This window comes from Cryobacterium soli (genome assembly GCF_003611035.1).
In the GTDB taxonomy this organism is placed as follows: Bacteria; Actinomycetota; Actinomycetes; order Actinomycetales; family Microbacteriaceae; genus Cryobacterium; species Cryobacterium soli.
The window spans coordinates 2,120,649-2,136,335 of the sequence record NZ_CP030033.1; the positions used below are offsets into that span (position 1 = coordinate 2,120,649).

The window sequence follows — 15,687 nt, forward strand, 5'->3', positions numbered from 1 at the left end:
GCTATATATCCACCCCACCGTCCCCACATCGGCTCCCCCCAGCGGTGCCAGGCACCCTCCGCCATGGCGCGCGCCTCGCCAGACTGGCCCATTTTCGCTAGTCACCGCGGCTCCGCACTAGCGAGAACGGGCCACTCATCGCCCGGGAGCCGGACAGGGCCGGGTGCGGCTACAGACTCCGGGCGCGAGGCTGTGGACAACTCCAGCGCCTCGGCCGCAAATGCGGAACAGTCTCCGCATGAACTCGAGAAAACCACTCCCGCCCGGCCTCCCCGAGCCGGCCTTCACCGTCGGTCAAGCTCAGAGCGTCGGAGTCCCCGGACACCGGCTGCGCGCCCGCGACCTCAACGCCGAGGTCGCCGGTGTCCGATCTCTGCGCCACGATCTGGAGCTCGCCGAACGCTGCGCCTTGTTCCAACTGCGGCTGACTCCGGAGAGCTTTTTCAGTCACACAACCGCCGCGCAGCTGCACAAGATTCCAGTCCCGCACGATGCTGCCCACAGCTCCCTGTTACACATCTCCCTCCCGGCACCGCACCGAGCCCCGCACGCGCGCGGCATCGCCGGGCATTCGCTGCAGATCGAACCGCATGACCTGCTGACGCGCCCCGACGGGCTTCGGGTGACCACACCGCTGCGCACATGGTTCGACCTGGCACACATGCTGGGCCTACTCGACTTGGTGGCAGCCGGCGACGCACTCATCCACTGGCGGCTTCCGCTTGTCTCAGCGGTGGATCTGGCGGATGCCCTCAACCGCCCGCTCAACAGACGCATCCTGCGCAAGATTCGACAGGCAGCCGCACTGCTGAACGACCGTTCGGAATCCCCTCCGGAGTCGAAACTACGAGCAATCCTTGAACTAGCCGGGTTGCCGCTCTCAGGCGTGAATCACGTTGTCAGCGATGCGTTTGGGGAGTTTGTGGCCAGAACCGACCTCACCATCGCTCGATATCGGATCATCCTGGAGTACCAGGGCGACTACCACCGCACGACAAAAGGACAGTGGCGGGCGGACATGACCCGGCGCGCCAAGCTGGAAGCGCAGGGATGGCGCGTGATGGACCTCAATGCCGACGACCTGAAAAACCCGACGGAACTTGTGCAGCGCATCCGCGCCCTTGCGCAGCTGCCACCCCTGCTGTCGACGCGGACGACTCCCCTCTCCACCACATGACGTGACGTGACGTGCTCGATGTCGCGAGTGCGCCGCACGTTTCGCTAGCCAAGATGGGCCAGTCAGGGACGAACGGGCATGGGTGGCCCGGAAATGCTAGTGCGGGAGGGGCACGCACTAGCAAGAATGGGCCAGTCAGGTCTCGACCGGCGACGGGAGTCGCGGGAGGGGTGGAGAGTCGCGGAAGGGGCGGGAGTCGCGGGAGGGGTGGAGAGTCGCGGAAGGGGCGGGAGTCGCGGGAGGGGCGGGGAACGGAAACGGGCGCCGCATCCGTGTGGATGCGACGCCCGTTTCACGAGTGTGCGGCTAAGCCGTTACACCTGAAGAACCAACCCCTTGCGGGGCGTGATTACTTGAGGGTGACGGTGGCGCCAGCGGCCTCGAGGGAAGCCTTTGCCTTCTCGGCAGCTTCCTTCGCAACGCCCTCGAGGACGGCCTTCGGCGCGCCATCGACAACGGCCTTGGCCTCGCCGAGGCCCAGGCTGGTGAGCTCGCGCACAACCTTGATGACCTGGATCTTCTTGTCGCCAACGGCGTCGAGGATGACGTCGAACGCGCTCTGCTCTTCGACCTCTTCGGCAGCGGCGGCGGGGCCAGCGGCTCCGGCGACGGCGACGGGGGCAGCGGCGGTGACCTCGAAGGTCTCCTCGAATGCCTTGACGAACTCGGAGAGCTCGATGAGGGTGAGGCCCTTGAACTGCTCGAGCAGCTCTTCAGTGGAAAGCTTTGCCATGATTTTTCTCCTATTAGTTTCTAAAGTTACTCACCGCGGTACAGGCAGATGCCTAGTTCGCGGACTCCTGCTTTTCACGCAGCGCGTCGATGGTGCGAACAGCCTTCGACAGCGGTGCGTTGAACAGATATGCGGCTCCGAACAGCGAGGCCTTGAAGGCGCCGGCAAGCTTGCCGAGCAGAACTTCACGGGACTCGAGGTCGGCGAGCTTGCCTACCTCTGCGGCGGTCAGGGGGTTACCGTCGAAGTAACCGCCCTTGACAACCAGGAGAGGGTTTGCCTTGGTAAAGGCACGCAGCTTCTTTGCGACGGCGACAGGGTCACCGTGCACGAAAGCAATTGCGGACGGGCCAACGAGCTCCTCGTCAAAAGACGTGATGCCGGCGTTGTTGGCCGCAATCTTGGTCAGCGTGTTCTTTACCACGGCGTACGTGGCGTCCTCACTGATGGACGTGCGCAGCTCCTTGAGCTTCGCAACAGTGAGACCGCGGTACTCGGTGAGCAGAACGGCGGTCGAGCTCTGGAACTTGTCCTGCAGCTCGGCGACCGTTGCTTCCTTGTTCGCCATGGCGCTCCTCTAAATATTCATGTGCCGGTAGCCCGGGGCGCAGACATGAAAAAAGCCCCAGCGCAAGCGCCGGAGCTGAGGCCAGTTGGACTGGCTAACTTCGAACACCTGCGCGGGCCGTTCACGTGAATGAACCTTCGATCGCTTTTCCATTTCTGGGCAGCGACAACCGGCGGTCTTTGGCTGTTCCCCACCCTACGGGATGCGCGGGGCCCGGCGCAAATCGACGGCCACACACGCAATCCCGAAAAAGTAGTTGACAGAAGTCCACTAAGTATTTATAGTTGACATCTGTCAATCAGATCTATGGAGATTCATGCCTCGCCGCTCTCGCACCACCACCACACCGAAACGTGCCATCTCGGCCGACGGTTCCATGTCCAAGCGCCAAGTGCTCGAGGCCCTGTCCGGCCTGCTGCTGGGCATGTTCGTCTCGATCCTCGCCGGAACCGTCGTCAGCACGTCGCTGCCGATCATCATCTCCGACCTGAAGGGTGACCAGTCCGCGTACACCTGGGTCATCACCGCGACGCTGCTGGCCACCACGGTCTCCACGCCCATCTGGGGCAAGTTCGCCGACCTCTTCAACCGCAAGCTTCTCATCCAGCTGGCCCTGGCCACGTTCGTGATCGGCTCGGCCCTGGCCGGCTTCTCCCAGGACACCGGAACCCTCATCGGCTTCCGCGTGCTGCAGGGCCTCGGCGCCGGCGGCCTCGCCGCGCTCAGCCAGATCATCATGGCCGACATCATCAGCCCGCGTGACCGTGGCAAGTACGCCGGCCTCTTCGGCGGCGTCATGGCGCTCGGCACCGTCGGCGGACCGCTGCTCGGCGGCGTGGTGACGGATGCGTTCGGCTGGCGCTGGAACTTCTTCATCGCCCTGCCCATCGCCATCGTGGCCATCGTGCTCCTGCAGCGCACCCTGCACCTCCCCGCCCGCGTCAAGCGCGTGGTCAAGATCGACTACCTGGGCGCCGCACTCATCGCCGGTGGCGTGTCACTGCTGATGATCTGGGTCACCCTGGCCGGCAACGACTTCGAGTGGGCATCCGTCACCTCGTTCATCATGGTCGCCGCGGCCGCCGTGCTGCTCATCTCCGCTGTGATCGTGGAGTTCAAGGTCCCCGAGCCCATCATCCCGCTCACGCTGTTCAAGAACCGCACCTTCACCCTGGCCACGATCGCCAGCATCTCGGTGGGTGTCTCGATGTTCGGCACCTCGGTGTTCCTCAGCCAGTACATGCAGCTGGCGCGGGGCGCCACGCCCACCCAGTCCGGCCTGCTGACCATTCCGATGATGGGCGGTCTGCTCATCTCGTCGACCCTGTTCGGCACCCTGATCAGCCGCACGGGCAAGTGGAAGGCCATCATGGTCTCCGGCGCGGTCCTTGTGGTCGCCGGCCTGCTACTGCTCGGCACCCTGCAGTACGACACCAACCTGGTCCTGGTCGGCATCTTCATGGCCGTCCTCGGCGCGGGCCTCGGCATGCTCATGCAGAACCTCGTGCTCGTGGTGCAGAACTCGATCGAGGTGCAGAACCTCGGCGTCGCCACCAGTGCTGTCACGTTCTTCCGCAGCCTCGGCGGCACCGTGGGCGTCTCGGTGCTCGGTTCGGTACTCGGCACCGTCGTGGCCCAGCACATCAAAGACGGCATCGCAGACCTCGCCCCGGCCGACCAGGCCGTCGCGGTGCAGACGCTGGGCTCCGGCGCCATCCCGCACATCAGCAATCTGCCCGGCGCGATCCGCGTCGTGGTCGAGTCCGCGTACGGCTCGGGCGTCGGCACCGTGTTCCTGCTCGGTGTGCCGTTGGCCCTGATCACGCTTATCATGGTGGCGCTGATGCCCAACGCTTCGCTCGGCACCCAGAATGCGATCTCGCTGGCCAAGGCCAAGGCCGAGATCGACTCGTCCGCGCCGACCCGCACCGGAACGGGCCACATCGCGGCCGAGAGCCTCGAAGACGCCGACCTGCGCGAGCGTGAAGACGCCGAAGACATCCTCATCGAGGTGGGTGCGGCATCCGCCGGCCTGACCCCGGTGGGCCTGGCCCACCCGACGGGTTCGATTCGCGTGCAGCCGGGCGCAGACGAGACGCTCGGACAGCACAGCACGGGTCGCTAGTGTGATGGTCATGACCGACCACGGCGAACTCCCCCCGGTCGCCGGCGCCCCCGGCGACGCGGCCCCCTCGGCCGACGTCGCCGAGGCGCTGGCCCAGGTGGAGGAGCAGATGATGGTGCTGGCGGCGTACGTGCGCGGCGCCATCCGCGAGGCGGCCACCCGGATCGACCCGGCGCTGCAGCCCTTCGGCCTCAAGATCCTGCGGTCGCTGCGGCGCTGCGGCCCCACGCACGCCAGTGCGCTGGCCGAGTCGCTCGACGTGGACCGCAGCGTGATCAGTCGCCAGGCCCGGCTATTGCAAGACCTCGGCCTGCTCGAGCTCAAGACGGATCCTGCCGACGGGCGAGCTCGGTTCCTCGCGGCGACGCCGCTGGCGATCGCCAAGCTGGCCGAGGTGCCCGGGAGCGACAGGAGCCTGCTGTACTCCCGGCTCTCCAGCTGGCCGGAGGCCGATCTGCACCAGTTCGCCCGGCTCCTGGAACGGCTGAACTCCCCCAACGGCGACCTGCCGGCCGGCTCCTAGCGGATCGACCCCGCCGGCCGGTGACGGGCGGCCGGCAGCCCGGCCGCCATTCCGAGCAGTGCGGGTATTGGAGACCCCGGACTAGTCGATCGTGATGATGTCGGTCGGATTCTCCGACAGCGTGTACATCCGGTAATCGGGGTCGTGACCGGCGATCTGGAAGAGCGACCCCTCCTCGAACGTCGACCTATGCTGGCCGGTCAGCAAGTACCCGCTGTCTTGCCCGTCGAAGAGGCCGGGGTCTGCAACGCGGAGATCTTCCTCGGTTTGTTCCGGGTGGTTGCGCAGAATCGCGGCGACAAGGTCAGCGTCGGACCCGCCATGGAACGAGACCGTGAACGTGGTGAACACGTTCAACCATGCTCCGTGTGCTGGTACGTCGCCCTTCGCAGCTTCGGCGGGAAACCCCGAGAATGTGGGCGTGGAGAGCTGGATGTCGTCCGCTCGCGGCAACCCGTCGGGGATGGCCCGCGGAGGTCCGTAGAAGCTGATGTTGTTGTCGGCAACGATCTGTGCGTCACCGATGATCTTGGCGTAGGCATCCCGCAACCCGGCGTTCATCAACGGCCCGCGTTCGGTGAGCCAAGCGCTACGGTCCGCGTCGGGGTTGTCGTAGAACGGCGAGTCGATCACATCTTCGATGAGAAAGGTCAGCGCAGCGTCGCGGGCCGATTTCGCGTCCTTGATAGTGAAGCCGTTCTCCGTCACGGACTTGTCGACGGCGGACGGATCCCACATGAGGTCCGGCGAGGTCGTGTCCCACGTGACGTGGCAGTATGTGCCTACGGTGTCCGCGACCTGCTCCAGGGCAACGACGTCGCTCTCATCGGTGGTGCCATGAGCGCACGGTTCGCCGAGCGGTCTAAGTGCGGCGGATGCCGTCGGATCGACGGTCGCCGCAGACGTGTGCACCGGCTTGTCGCTCGCCACGTCGCCCGCCGAGGACGCGCAGGCGCCCAATGTGAGCGCGGCAGCAGCGACGAGCAGGGCACTTCCGGCAGCCCGGTACCGCAACGTGTTGAGCATCTGGTCTCTTCTCAGGTGGATCTGGGCCCTGCCGCACGCTCCGGACTTGCCACAGGACACGGCGGGATTGCTTTGCATTTGCCTGCACATCAGGGATAACTCTCATAAACCTAGTGGCGAGCGAGGCCGGGTGCCGACGTGTCGCAGCCCCCCGGAGCGGATGGCGCTCTGCCGGGCGCCCGGTTTCGGGATGACGAGGCGGTCGTCAGCCCGGTCGACGGGCCCGGTCCGGCGGTGCGGCGTATGCAACGTTCTGCTCGACGAGAACCACACGCCCACCGCCCCGCTGCCCGGGTTGCACGCGACTCGCCGCCGGGAGACACCCGGTCGTCGACCCCACCGGCCGGCTGACGGGCGTCAGGCCAGCGGCAGCTCCACCCGGAAGCTCGTGCGGCCCGGCCGGCTGTCCACCGTGACCTCGCCGTGGTGCGCCTGCACCACGGCCTGCACGATCGCCAGGCCGAGGCCCGTGCTGCCGCCGGTGCCGCGGAACCTGGAGGTGTCGCCGCGGGCGAACCGCTCGAACAGGGTGGCCCGCAGGTTCTCGGGGATACCAGGGCCGTCATCCGTCACCGTCACCACGGCCCGGTCGCCCTCGGTGGCGAGCGCGACCTCCACCCGGGTGCCCGGGTCGGTGTGCACGCGGGCGTTGGCGAGCAGGTTCGCGAAGACCTGGTGCAGGCGCGGGCCGTCGCCGGCCGCCAGTACGGGCTCCTCGGGCAGGTCCAGGTCCCAGACGTGGTCGCGGCCGGCCGCGTGGGCATCGCTGACCACGTCGACGAGCAGGCTCGTAAGGTCGACGGGTTCGCGCTCCAGTTCGCGACCCTCGTCCAGCCGGGCGAGCAACAGCAGGTCCTCGACGAGGCCGGTCATCCGGATGGATTCGCTCTCGATGCGGCCGATGGCGTGCTTGGTGTCCGGCGGCAGGTCCTGGCCGCTGCGCCGGGTGAGTTCCGAGTAGCCGCGGATCGACGCGAGCGGGGTGCGCAGCTCGTGGCTGGCATCCGCGACGAACTGGCGCACCTTGTTCTCGCTGGCCTGCCGGGTCTCCAGGGCGACGTCGACATGGTCGAGCATGCGGTTGAGCGCCGAGCCCACCCGACCCACCTCGGTGCGTGGGTCGGTGTCGGCTGCCGGCACCCGCTCGACCAGGAGCACCTCGCCGCGGTCCAGCGGCAGTTCGGAGACCCGTGTAGCGGTCTCGGTCACCCGCTGCAGCGGGCGCAGGGCCAGCCGCACGATGGCGGTGGCCAGGAAGGCCACCAGCACGATGCCGGCCAGGGAGACCAGCGCGATGATAACGGCCAGTTGGGTGGCGGTCCCCGTGACCGACGAGACCGGCAGGCCCACGAGGAAGAGTGTTCCGGAGCGGGCGGTTTCGGCCATCACCCGGTACTCCCCCACGTCGCCGCCGAGGTCGACGCTGAACGGCTCCGAGGTCTGCCCGTTCCGCACGGCCGTGTCCAGCTCGGTCACCAGCTGGGTGACCTGGTCGTTGGTGAGCGCCACGACCGTGCCGCTCTGGTCGGTGTACCCGGCCGTGACGCTGCTGCCGTCGTAGACCAGCGCGAGTGTGCCGGACTGCTGCGACGGCCCGTTCAGCACGTCGCTGGCGGAGGGTGACACCCCGCTCGGGGGACGGTCGAACAGGTTGATCGACCGGTCGGCGGTGTTCTTGAGTTGGCTGTCGAGCCCGTCCATCAGGTTGGCGCTCAGGATGGCGACGCTCACGACGCCGATCACGAGGCTGACCAGGGCGAGCAGCCCCACGACCGCCACCACCAGGCGGCGGCGCAGGGTCCAGGGTGCCCGGCCGCTCGGCGTGGCGATGATCGGCGCCGGCGGCCGGGTGGAACGAGTGTTCATCAGGCGATCTTCAGCATGTATCCGGCGCCGCGCACGGTGTGGATCATCGGCTCCCGGCCGGCGTCCACCTTCTTGCGCAGGTAGGAGATGTAGATCTCGACCACCGACGACTTGCCGCCGAAGTCGTAGCTCCAGACCCGGTCGAGGATCTGCGCCTTGCTGAGCACCCGGCGGGGGTTGCGCATCAGGAACCGGAGCAGCTCGAACTCGGTGGCGGTCAGTTCGATCTGATCGCCGGCGCGGAACACCTCGTAGCTGTCCTCGTCGAGGGTGAGGTCGCCCACGGTAATCCGGGGGTCGGTGGAGTCGGACACCGCGAGGGTGGACCGGCGGATGAGGCCGCGCAGCCGGGCCACGACCTCCTCCAGGCTGAACGGCTTGGTCACGTAGTCGTCGCCACCGGCGGTGAGGCCGGCGATGCGGTCGTCGAGAGAGTCCTTGGCGGTGAGGAAGAGCACCGGCGTCTCATAGCCATCCGCCCGCACCCGCTGCAGCACCTGCAGGCCGTCGATGTCGGGCAGCATGATGTCGAGCACGATCGCGTCGGGCCGGAACTCGCGCGCCAGGGTGAGTGCTGCACGGCCCTCACCGGCGGTGCGCACCTCCCAGCCCTCGTAGCGCAGAGCCATCGAGAGCAGATCGGTGAGCGTGGGTTCGTCGTCGACGACGAGCACCCGGATAGGGGAACCGTCGGCCTTGTGAAGGCGGGGTCCGTGGGCCGACTGCTCGTTCGCTCGTGGTGTCATGAGAAGTAGTATCCATGCCCTTCCTATGAGCCGGCTATGTGTTCTCCACGGCGACTCTGTGAACCCCCGCGCTGATTGTTCGGCGGGGCGGATGCCTCCGATTCCCTGGGCAAATTCATAGGCGCGCCATAGTCCGGCCATAACGGCGCTGCCTAGCTTCGAACTCATGAAGGCGGGATCCTCCCTGCCCCGGACTGGAGAATCGATGTTTGTCACCTATTTGCGACGAGAACTGGCGGGTCGCCGCAAGCAGACCGCCATCGTCGCCATCGGCATGGCGCTCGCCATCGCCCTGGTCATTATCGTCAACGCCGTCTCGAGCGGCGTGCAACTGGCCCAGTCCACCGTGCTCGCCTCGGTCTACGGGGTGGGCACCGACATCACGGTGAGCCAGACCCCCACGGCGCCCACCGAGGGTGAGTCCGGCGCGGGCGGACCGCAGAACTTCGACTTCGGCGCGGATGACGGCGCCACCACCGACGGCACCACCACCGTGAGCCAGGCCCGGCTCTCGGTCGACCGCGGCACCACCTCCTTCGACTCCACAGCCCTCGACACCGTGAGCGGCATCGACAACGTCACCGCCGCCGCGGCCACTCTGTCGCTGAGCAACACGACCTTCGACGGCGCCCTGCCCGACTTCTCCGAAAGCGGCGGCATGCCCACCGGCGGCGACGCCGCGGCCGGCGGCACCCCGCCCAGCGGCGGCCCGGACGGCGCCGGCGGCAGCTCGTTCAGCGTCGACTCGTTCACCGTGCTCGGCCTCGACCCGGCCGACGAGGCCGTCGGCCCGTTGTCCGCCGTGAGCCTCACCGACGGCCGCAGCCTCGAAAGCGCCGATGCGGGGACGAATGTCGCCGTGCTCGACGCCAGCTACGCGACCACCGCCGAGCTCGTCGTGGGCGACACCGTCGCCATCGCCGGCACCGACTTCACCGTCGTCGGCCTGGTCAGCGCATCCAGCGCGGATGCGGCCACCGCCTCCAACGTCTACATTCCACTCGACGTGGCCCAGTCGCTGTCCGGCCTCGACGGCCAGGTGACCGACGTCTACGTGCAGGCCGCATCGTCGACCGACATCGACCAGATCCAGACCGACATCGAGACCGCCCTGCCGGACGCCACCGTGCAGACCCAGTCCGACCTCGCATCGAGCGTGTCCGGTTCGCTCTCCAGCGCCTCCGACCTGGTGAAGAACCTCGGCCTGTGGCTGTCGCTCATCGTGCTGGCCGCCGCGTTCCTGATCGCCATCCTCTTCACCATCTCCGGCGTGACCCGGCGCACCCGCGAGTTCGGCACCCTCAAGGCGATCGGCTGGTCGAACGGGCGCATTGTGCGGCAGGTGGCCGGCGAGTCGCTCGTGCAGGGCCTGATCGGCGGCATCGTCGGCATCGCCATCGGCCTGATCGGCATCTTCGTGATCAATCTGGTCGCGCCAACGCTCACCGCCGGAGCGGCGGCCACCGAGGCCGGCCCCATGGGGATGCCGGGCGGCGGCGGCTTCGGCCAGCAGGCCGCGGAAGCCGCGACCAGCGACATCGTCCTGCAGGTTCCCGTGACCCTCTCGGTGATCCTCATCGCCGTGGGACTGGCCGTGCTCGGCGGCCTGTTGGCCGGCGCCATCGGCGGTTGGCGCGCCTCGCGGCTACGCCCGGCCGAAGCCCTCCGCAGCATCGCCTGATCCGCCTGACCACGTTTTCTCAAGTCCAGAGAAGGAACCTCGTAGCCATGTATCAACTGACCAACGTCACCAAGAAGTACGACCAGGGCAAACGCTCCGTGACGGCCCTCAACAATGTCACCCTGTCCATTCCCGACGGCCAGATGGTCGCCATCCAGGGTCCCACCGGCGGCGGCAAGTCCACGCTGCTGCAGATGCTCGGGGCGCTCGACCGGCCCACCGACGGAACCGTGGAGCTCGGCACCTCGAACCTCTCCAAGCTCGGTGACGGCCCGCTCGGCCAGATCCGGGCGCAGGAGATCGGTTTCGTGTTCCAGGGCTTCAACCTGATCCCCACCCTCACGGCGCAGGAGAACGTGGAGACCGCCCTCGCCCCGTTGGGCATCCCCGCGGCCGAGCGCACGTCCCGGGCCAGCGCGGCGCTGGCGTCGGTGGGGCTCGGCGAGCGCGGCAGCCACCTGCCGGCCGAGCTCTCCGGCGGGCAGCAGCAGCGCGTCGCCATCGCGCGCGCCCTGGTGAAGGAGCCGGCCGTGCTGCTGGCCGACGAGCCCACCGGCAACCTCGACGAGCAGACCCGCGACGAGATCATGGATCTGCTCGAGGGGCTGTGGCGAGACCGTGGCCTCACCCTGATCGTGGTCACCCACGACACCGCCGTGGCCAAGCGCGCGCAGCGCCGCCTGCTGATCAAGCAGGGCGTTGTCAAGGAGATCGGCTGACCCGACCGGGCACATCCCGGTCGAATGACGCGCGAACCCGCCGGATCCCCGTGGATCCGGCGGGTTTGTTGCGTTGTGCCGCGGAAGCGCGGCGGGGTGTCCGCCGGCGCCGCCGGCACGGAGCAGAATGGAGGACGTGTCCGATTCCCTGCTGTCCCTCTTCGAGCTGGACGAGCAGATCCCGATCTCCCTGCACCTCGGGGGCGTCCCGGCCGTCGCGGCCCCGGCACCGGCCGCCACCACCCCGGGCCTCACCCATCTCACCCGTATCGTCGCCGACTCCACCGACCGGGTCGCGTGGCTCCGGGCGCGCAGCCAGGGCATCACGGCAACGGATGTCGCCAAGCTCGCCACCGAGAAATCGGTGCATGCCGCGGCCAGGGAAAAGATCAACGGCAGCGGTTTCGGCGGCAACCCGTACACCGACCACGGCCGGGCCAGAGAGCCCGAGATCGCCGCCTGGGTCCTGGCGAACTACGGCATTGAGCCGAGCACCAACCTCTTCCACGCGGCGGGGCAGCCGCGCCACCTGGCCACGCCCGACGGCCTGGGCCTGGGCGGGAACGGTGTTTTCGAGCTCGCCGAGATCAAGACCACGAGCAAGCCGTGGCGCAGCATCCCGCGCTCGTACCTGCGGCAGATCTGGTGGCAGCAGTACGTGCTGGGCGCCGACCGCACCCTGCTGGTCTGGGAGGAGCACGACAACTTCGTGCCGCGTTCCGCCGTGCCCGAGTGCCGGTGGATCGACCGGGACGACGACCAGATCAGCATCCTGGTGCGGTTCGCCGACCAGCTGATCGACCTGCTCAACCACCAGCGCGAGCGTGAGCGCGCCGACGCCCCGCCGCCCTACGACTACGGTCGCTGAACCGCCCGGTCGGAGCCGGCCGGCCGGCCTCTTCGTTGGGCTCGCGCCTCGACGATCCCGCCGACGACCATCACCCCGGCGTAGCCGAACAGTCCGACCGCCGCGAGCGGCACGACCCAGGCCTTCACCGGGCCGGTCAGCACGGTGTTGACCAGGCCGACCAAGGGCACCGAGTACCAGAGCCGGCCGCGCATCTGGGCGGCCACCACAGGATCGGCGTCGGGGGCGCTGTTGTTGTCCCCGCGCAGGGTGAAGGTGCGGTCGCCGTCGGCGGCCAGGCTGATGCCCACGATGCGGTGGGTGACGACGGCCGGTTCACCCGAGCGGATCTGATACGTGACCACGTCCCCGATGGCAAGGCTGTCGCTGGGCACGGGACGCACCACGATGAGGGTGCCGGGCGGCAGGCCGGGCTCCATCGAGCTGGTGAGCACGGTGAGGGGGATCGCACCCGTGAGCTGGGGCACCACGATCACGAGCGCGGCCAGCGCGATCACCAACAGCAGCAGACCCGCGCTCAAGCCGCGGCCCAGGTAGTGCCAGGCGCTGAGCTCGGCCGGGTCGGCACTGCGACGGGCCTGCGCGTGCACCTGAGCCGGGCGCTGCGCGCTGTGCACCGTCATGTCAGCCTCCGTTCGTCAGGGTGAACGTCTGATGGGCCGAGGCGTCGCAGCTCGCCACCCGCAGCTGGGTGTTTCCCGTCGCCGTCGTACCGCCCGTCACATCCAGGCACATGTTGTTGCGGTTGCGGAACAGGAAGGTGCCGCTGCCCGGCGCGATCTCCACGACAGTCCACTGCTGCGAACTGGTCTTGGCCGTGCCGCGCAGGATGGACGCATTGGTGTTCGCGCTGTCCCAGAACAGGGTGGGGGCGTACCGGGCCGCAACCCGCACGTGGACCCCGGTGGCGACGAACTGCCAGTTCTGGTTGCTTGCGCCCACGGTCTTGCAGGGGAAGCTGATCAGGGCGGTGCCCTCCACGTCGGCGGCCGCCTCCCCGTCCACGCAGAGCTGACTGGTCGTGTTCCGGATCGAGTACCAGCCCGTCGCGGTCGGGCCCGTCGTGCTGAGGATGCTGGCCGCCGACGCGGGCGAGACGTCGACCGGGAAGGCCGCGTCGACAGCCTGCACGGTGTAGCTGTGCCCGGTGGCCACGGTGAGGCCCAAGTCGGTGAAGGTGCGGGTCGCCGCCGGCACCGTCCCGATGACGACCCCATCGCGCAGTATGCGATACCCGGTCACCGCTGCCGTATCGGCCGGAGCCGCCCAGCCCAGAGTGACGCTCGAGTCGGTAGCCCCGGTCGCGGTCGGCGCCCCGGGCGTGAGGGTGTCGGCCACGGATTGTGCGGCGCTCGCGGTCGCGGTGCTGGTCCAGGTGCCCTGGCCGGCGATGAGTGTCGCCGTCACCGTGACGGTGCCGCGCAGAAGAACGAATCGTTGGGCCTGGGTCACGGAGCTGCGCATGCAGTAGACGGTGCTCGCCCCCGGCGCCAGCACTCCTGTCAGGGGCCCGACCGTGACCCAGGTGAGACCGGGTGTGCCGGCCGCGGCAGCGGCCGGCGTGCAGGCCGCTGCCGTCGCCACGGGCCAGGCCCGCACCGACGCCGCGGTCGCGAGAGCCGTCACGGCCGGGGACGCGAGGGTGAGCGTGTAGGGCACCGGCACGCTGCCGGTGTTCCGCACTGTCACCGGCGCTGTCGCCGCGAGCGCCGCCGACGAGTAGACCGTCCGTAGGGCGGCGAACCCCGACAGAGTGACGCCGAGAGTGCCCGCAGTGACGGATGCCGTCGCCGGGCGCTCCGGGGCCGTCCAGCCGGCCCGCGCCGCGCCGGCACCGGCACCGAGCCCGCCGCCGAGGAAGGCCGACACGAGAATGACGGTCAGCGCGACCGGGACCGGTCGGACCGTGCGGCGAAGGCCGCGCACGCCGCGATGCCCGCCGGCCTGCCGTGTGCGGGTAGAGCGCCGCCCAGGGCGGAGGATCCGACGCTCGCTGTTCGGCGCTGCCCGGCTGGTCATGGGTCAGGCCTGCGTTCCGGTGATGCGCAGGGCGAAGCCGGTCGACGACTGCCCCTGGCTCGCCGTCGGGGCGGTGGCCGGCAAGGTCACCGAGACGCACAGGGTGCGCGAGGCGTCCACGGCCAGGGTCACTCCGAGCAGGCCGGCCGGGGCCTGGGCCTGGGCCTGGGCAAACGATCCCCGCCAGGCCGGGGTCGCGGTGCCGGCTGCGCACGCCGCGCTGGAGTCGGCCGCGCCGAGGCCGACGATGAGAGCCTGGGACAGGGCATTCGAAGCGGTGGCGGCGCTCGGCGGTGTGAGGCCGGCCACGCCGAGCAGGAGCGGCACGTCCCCCGTGTTGGTCGCGGTGACGGCCGCATACAGGGTGAGGCCCGGGTAGAGCGCCGTGGTGGGCATCGACAATGCGGACACGCTCAACGCCACCGTGCCCGAGGTGATCACGGTCGGGGCGGCGGCGGTCGACGCCCGCGCCGTGAGGAACGCAGATGAATCTCCGGCCGCCGACACACCCAGCACGGTCGCGGCCAGGACAGCGACGGTGAGCACGAGGACGGGCGCCCGGGCCGGCCGATGCGCGCGGGGCGAGCGGCGCGGCCAGGCAGGCCGCGCCATCCGATGGCCGGGGTGGGGTCGGCGCGTCCGCACCGACGGACCGCTCGCGCCTGCTGTCGGAGGCATTCGAACCGCCCTTCGTTTCTCCGGGGGATATCAATGTCGGCCGCGACGGTCGGCGCTATTTCTGGGTGAGTGTGACCGCCAGGGCGGCGAGGTTGACCGAGCCCAGCTTCGAGGAGTTCTCGAAGCCTGCCGTGCTGCTCTTCGGGTAGGTGATGGTGACGTTGACCGTGACATCCTGCGACACCCCGGCGGTTCCGGCGGTCACCGTGTACGGCGCCGCTCCCGTCGAAATCCCGGTTCCGGTGGCTGTCAGCGTGGCGGTCTTGCCGAGGTAGGCGGCCAGTGCGATATCCGCGGGCGCGGACGGCGAGGAGGGGGCGATGGAGGCCAGGTCCACTCCCAGCGTCGCCACGAGGTTGTCACCCGTGGCCGTGATGCTCAGGCCCTTCGTGTACACGAGCACATCCCCGGGGACGATCTTGAACCCCGTCATGCTGGCCCGGGGCGCGCCTGCGTTGACGGTCCAGGATCCGGCGGTGGTCGAGGAGACCACGTCCAGGGTGCCGGCGACGATGGTCCCGCCGCCGATGGTCGCTGCGGAATTCCAGAGGGCGAAGGAGCCCGCACCGCCGAGCAGGAGCACCACACCGGCGACACCGGCGATCGTACCTTTCAGGAGCTTGTTCATGATTTCCCTTTCACGACGGCCGTCCAGGCGTCGGGTTCCGCCTGCCATTCGGCGGGCGCGCAGCACCTTCCGGCACGCGGGCACACCGAACCGACCGGCCGCGACGCACGCGGGCGCGGGGTCGGTGAGCTCGGGATGCCTGAAAGACCGAACGGGGCAACTGACGATGAGTTGCGGCGGGTAGAGGTCGAGGCCACGGTGACACCCGGCTTCTCTTCCTGATTCCACACTAGATTCGCCCGGCGCACTCGGCGCGTGTCCCGTTCCCCCAGCAGTGGGCACAATGGCCGGTTTCCCACCCCCAAACTGAGGCACAACCGCTAACCGATG

The 15,687-nt window shown here is 68.8% G+C and carries 15 protein-coding genes; 6 read left to right on the forward strand and 9 right to left on the reverse strand.

Going from position 1 to position 15,687, the window contains the following annotated elements:
• The first annotated feature begins 238 nt into the window (after positions 1 to 238).
• A complete protein-coding gene (locus tag DOE79_RS09655) occupies positions 239 to 1,177 on the forward strand; it encodes a DUF559 domain-containing protein (protein WP_162942693.1) in 939 nt (312 codons plus the stop codon).
• Positions 1,178 to 1,526: 349 nt separating this feature from the next.
• Here the strand turns inward: DOE79_RS09655 and rplL are convergent, their stop codons facing one another.
• Complete coding sequence (gene rplL, locus DOE79_RS09660) at positions 1,527 to 1,910, reverse strand: 50S ribosomal protein L7/L12 (protein ID WP_066592329.1); 384 nt, start codon at positions 1,908 to 1,910, stop codon at positions 1,527 to 1,529.
• A 52-nt stretch (positions 1,911 to 1,962) separates the two neighbouring features.
• Complete coding sequence (gene rplJ, locus DOE79_RS09665; RefSeq protein WP_120338318.1) at positions 1,963 to 2,478, reverse strand: 50S ribosomal protein L10; 516 nt, start codon at positions 2,476 to 2,478, stop codon at positions 1,963 to 1,965.
• 316 nt (positions 2,479 to 2,794) lie between these two features.
• Here rplJ and DOE79_RS09670 point away from each other — a divergent pair, with 316 nt between their 5' ends.
• Together DOE79_RS09670 and DOE79_RS09675 are read left to right on the forward strand one after the other, a co-directional pair.
• Complete coding sequence (locus DOE79_RS09670) at positions 2,795 to 4,603, forward strand: MFS transporter (RefSeq protein ID WP_425455707.1); 1,809 nt, start codon at positions 2,795 to 2,797, stop codon at positions 4,601 to 4,603.
• 10 nt (positions 4,604 to 4,613) lie between these two features.
• Positions 4,614 to 5,126, forward strand: coding sequence for a MarR family winged helix-turn-helix transcriptional regulator (locus DOE79_RS09675; RefSeq protein ID WP_162942694.1), 513 nt, complete (start codon positions 4,614 to 4,616; stop codon positions 5,124 to 5,126).
• Between the two features lie 81 nt (positions 5,127 to 5,207).
• Here the strand turns inward: DOE79_RS09675 and DOE79_RS09680 are convergent, their stop codons facing one another.
• The 3 genes from DOE79_RS09680 to DOE79_RS09690 all read right to left on the reverse strand — a co-directional run bounded on the left by DOE79_RS09680 (position 5,208) and on the right by DOE79_RS09690 (position 8,764).
• A complete protein-coding gene (locus DOE79_RS09680) occupies positions 5,208 to 6,152 on the reverse strand; it encodes a hypothetical protein (protein WP_120338320.1) in 945 nt (314 codons plus the stop codon).
• 357 nt (positions 6,153 to 6,509) lie between these two features.
• Positions 6,510 to 8,018 carry a sensor histidine kinase gene (locus DOE79_RS09685; RefSeq protein WP_120338321.1) on the reverse strand — a complete coding sequence of 503 codons (1,509 nt, stop codon included), beginning with the start codon at positions 8,016 to 8,018 and terminating at the stop codon, positions 6,510 to 6,512.
• Positions 8,018 to 8,764 carry a response regulator transcription factor gene (locus DOE79_RS09690; protein ID WP_120338322.1) on the reverse strand — a complete coding sequence of 249 codons (747 nt, stop codon included), beginning with the start codon at positions 8,762 to 8,764 and terminating at the stop codon, positions 8,018 to 8,020. The genes DOE79_RS09685 and DOE79_RS09690 overlap by 1 nt, the downstream gene beginning before the upstream one ends.
• 205 nt (positions 8,765 to 8,969) lie before the next feature.
• Here DOE79_RS09690 and DOE79_RS09695 point away from each other — a divergent pair, with 205 nt between their 5' ends.
• The 3 genes from DOE79_RS09695 to DOE79_RS09705 all read left to right on the forward strand — a co-directional run bounded on the left by DOE79_RS09695 (position 8,970) and on the right by DOE79_RS09705 (position 12,032).
• Complete coding sequence (locus tag DOE79_RS09695; protein WP_120338323.1) at positions 8,970 to 10,445, forward strand: ABC transporter permease; 1,476 nt, start codon at positions 8,970 to 8,972, stop codon at positions 10,443 to 10,445.
• Positions 10,446 to 10,492: 47 nt separating this feature from the next.
• The gene (locus DOE79_RS09700) at positions 10,493 to 11,164 is read left to right on the forward strand and encodes an ABC transporter ATP-binding protein (RefSeq protein WP_120338324.1); all 672 of its coding nucleotides are present in this window, start codon (positions 10,493 to 10,495) and stop codon (positions 11,162 to 11,164) included.
• A 184-nt stretch (positions 11,165 to 11,348) separates the two neighbouring features.
• Complete coding sequence (locus DOE79_RS09705) at positions 11,349 to 12,032, forward strand: YqaJ viral recombinase family protein (protein WP_425455720.1); 684 nt, start codon at positions 11,349 to 11,351, stop codon at positions 12,030 to 12,032.
• Here the strand turns inward: DOE79_RS09705 and DOE79_RS09710 are convergent.
• The 4 genes from DOE79_RS09710 to DOE79_RS09725 form a co-directional block, all read right to left on the reverse strand.
• On the reverse strand, positions 12,020 to 12,655 hold the full coding sequence (locus tag DOE79_RS09710; RefSeq protein WP_120338326.1) for a signal peptidase I: 636 nt from the start codon (positions 12,653 to 12,655) through the stop codon (positions 12,020 to 12,022). The genes DOE79_RS09705 and DOE79_RS09710 overlap by 13 nt on opposite strands.
• Position 12,656: 1 nt before the next feature.
• Positions 12,657 to 13,958, reverse strand: coding sequence for an RICIN domain-containing protein (locus DOE79_RS09715; protein WP_120338327.1), 1,302 nt, complete (start codon positions 13,956 to 13,958; stop codon positions 12,657 to 12,659).
• Between the two features lie 96 nt (positions 13,959 to 14,054).
• The gene (locus DOE79_RS09720) at positions 14,055 to 14,663 is read right to left on the reverse strand and encodes a hypothetical protein (RefSeq protein WP_162942695.1); all 609 of its coding nucleotides are present in this window, start codon (positions 14,661 to 14,663) and stop codon (positions 14,055 to 14,057) included.
• A gap of 121 nt (positions 14,664 to 14,784) precedes the next feature.
• Complete coding sequence (locus tag DOE79_RS09725; RefSeq protein ID WP_120338329.1) at positions 14,785 to 15,357, reverse strand: alternate-type signal peptide domain-containing protein; 573 nt, start codon at positions 15,355 to 15,357, stop codon at positions 14,785 to 14,787.
• Positions 15,358 to 15,687: the final 330 nt, after the last annotated feature.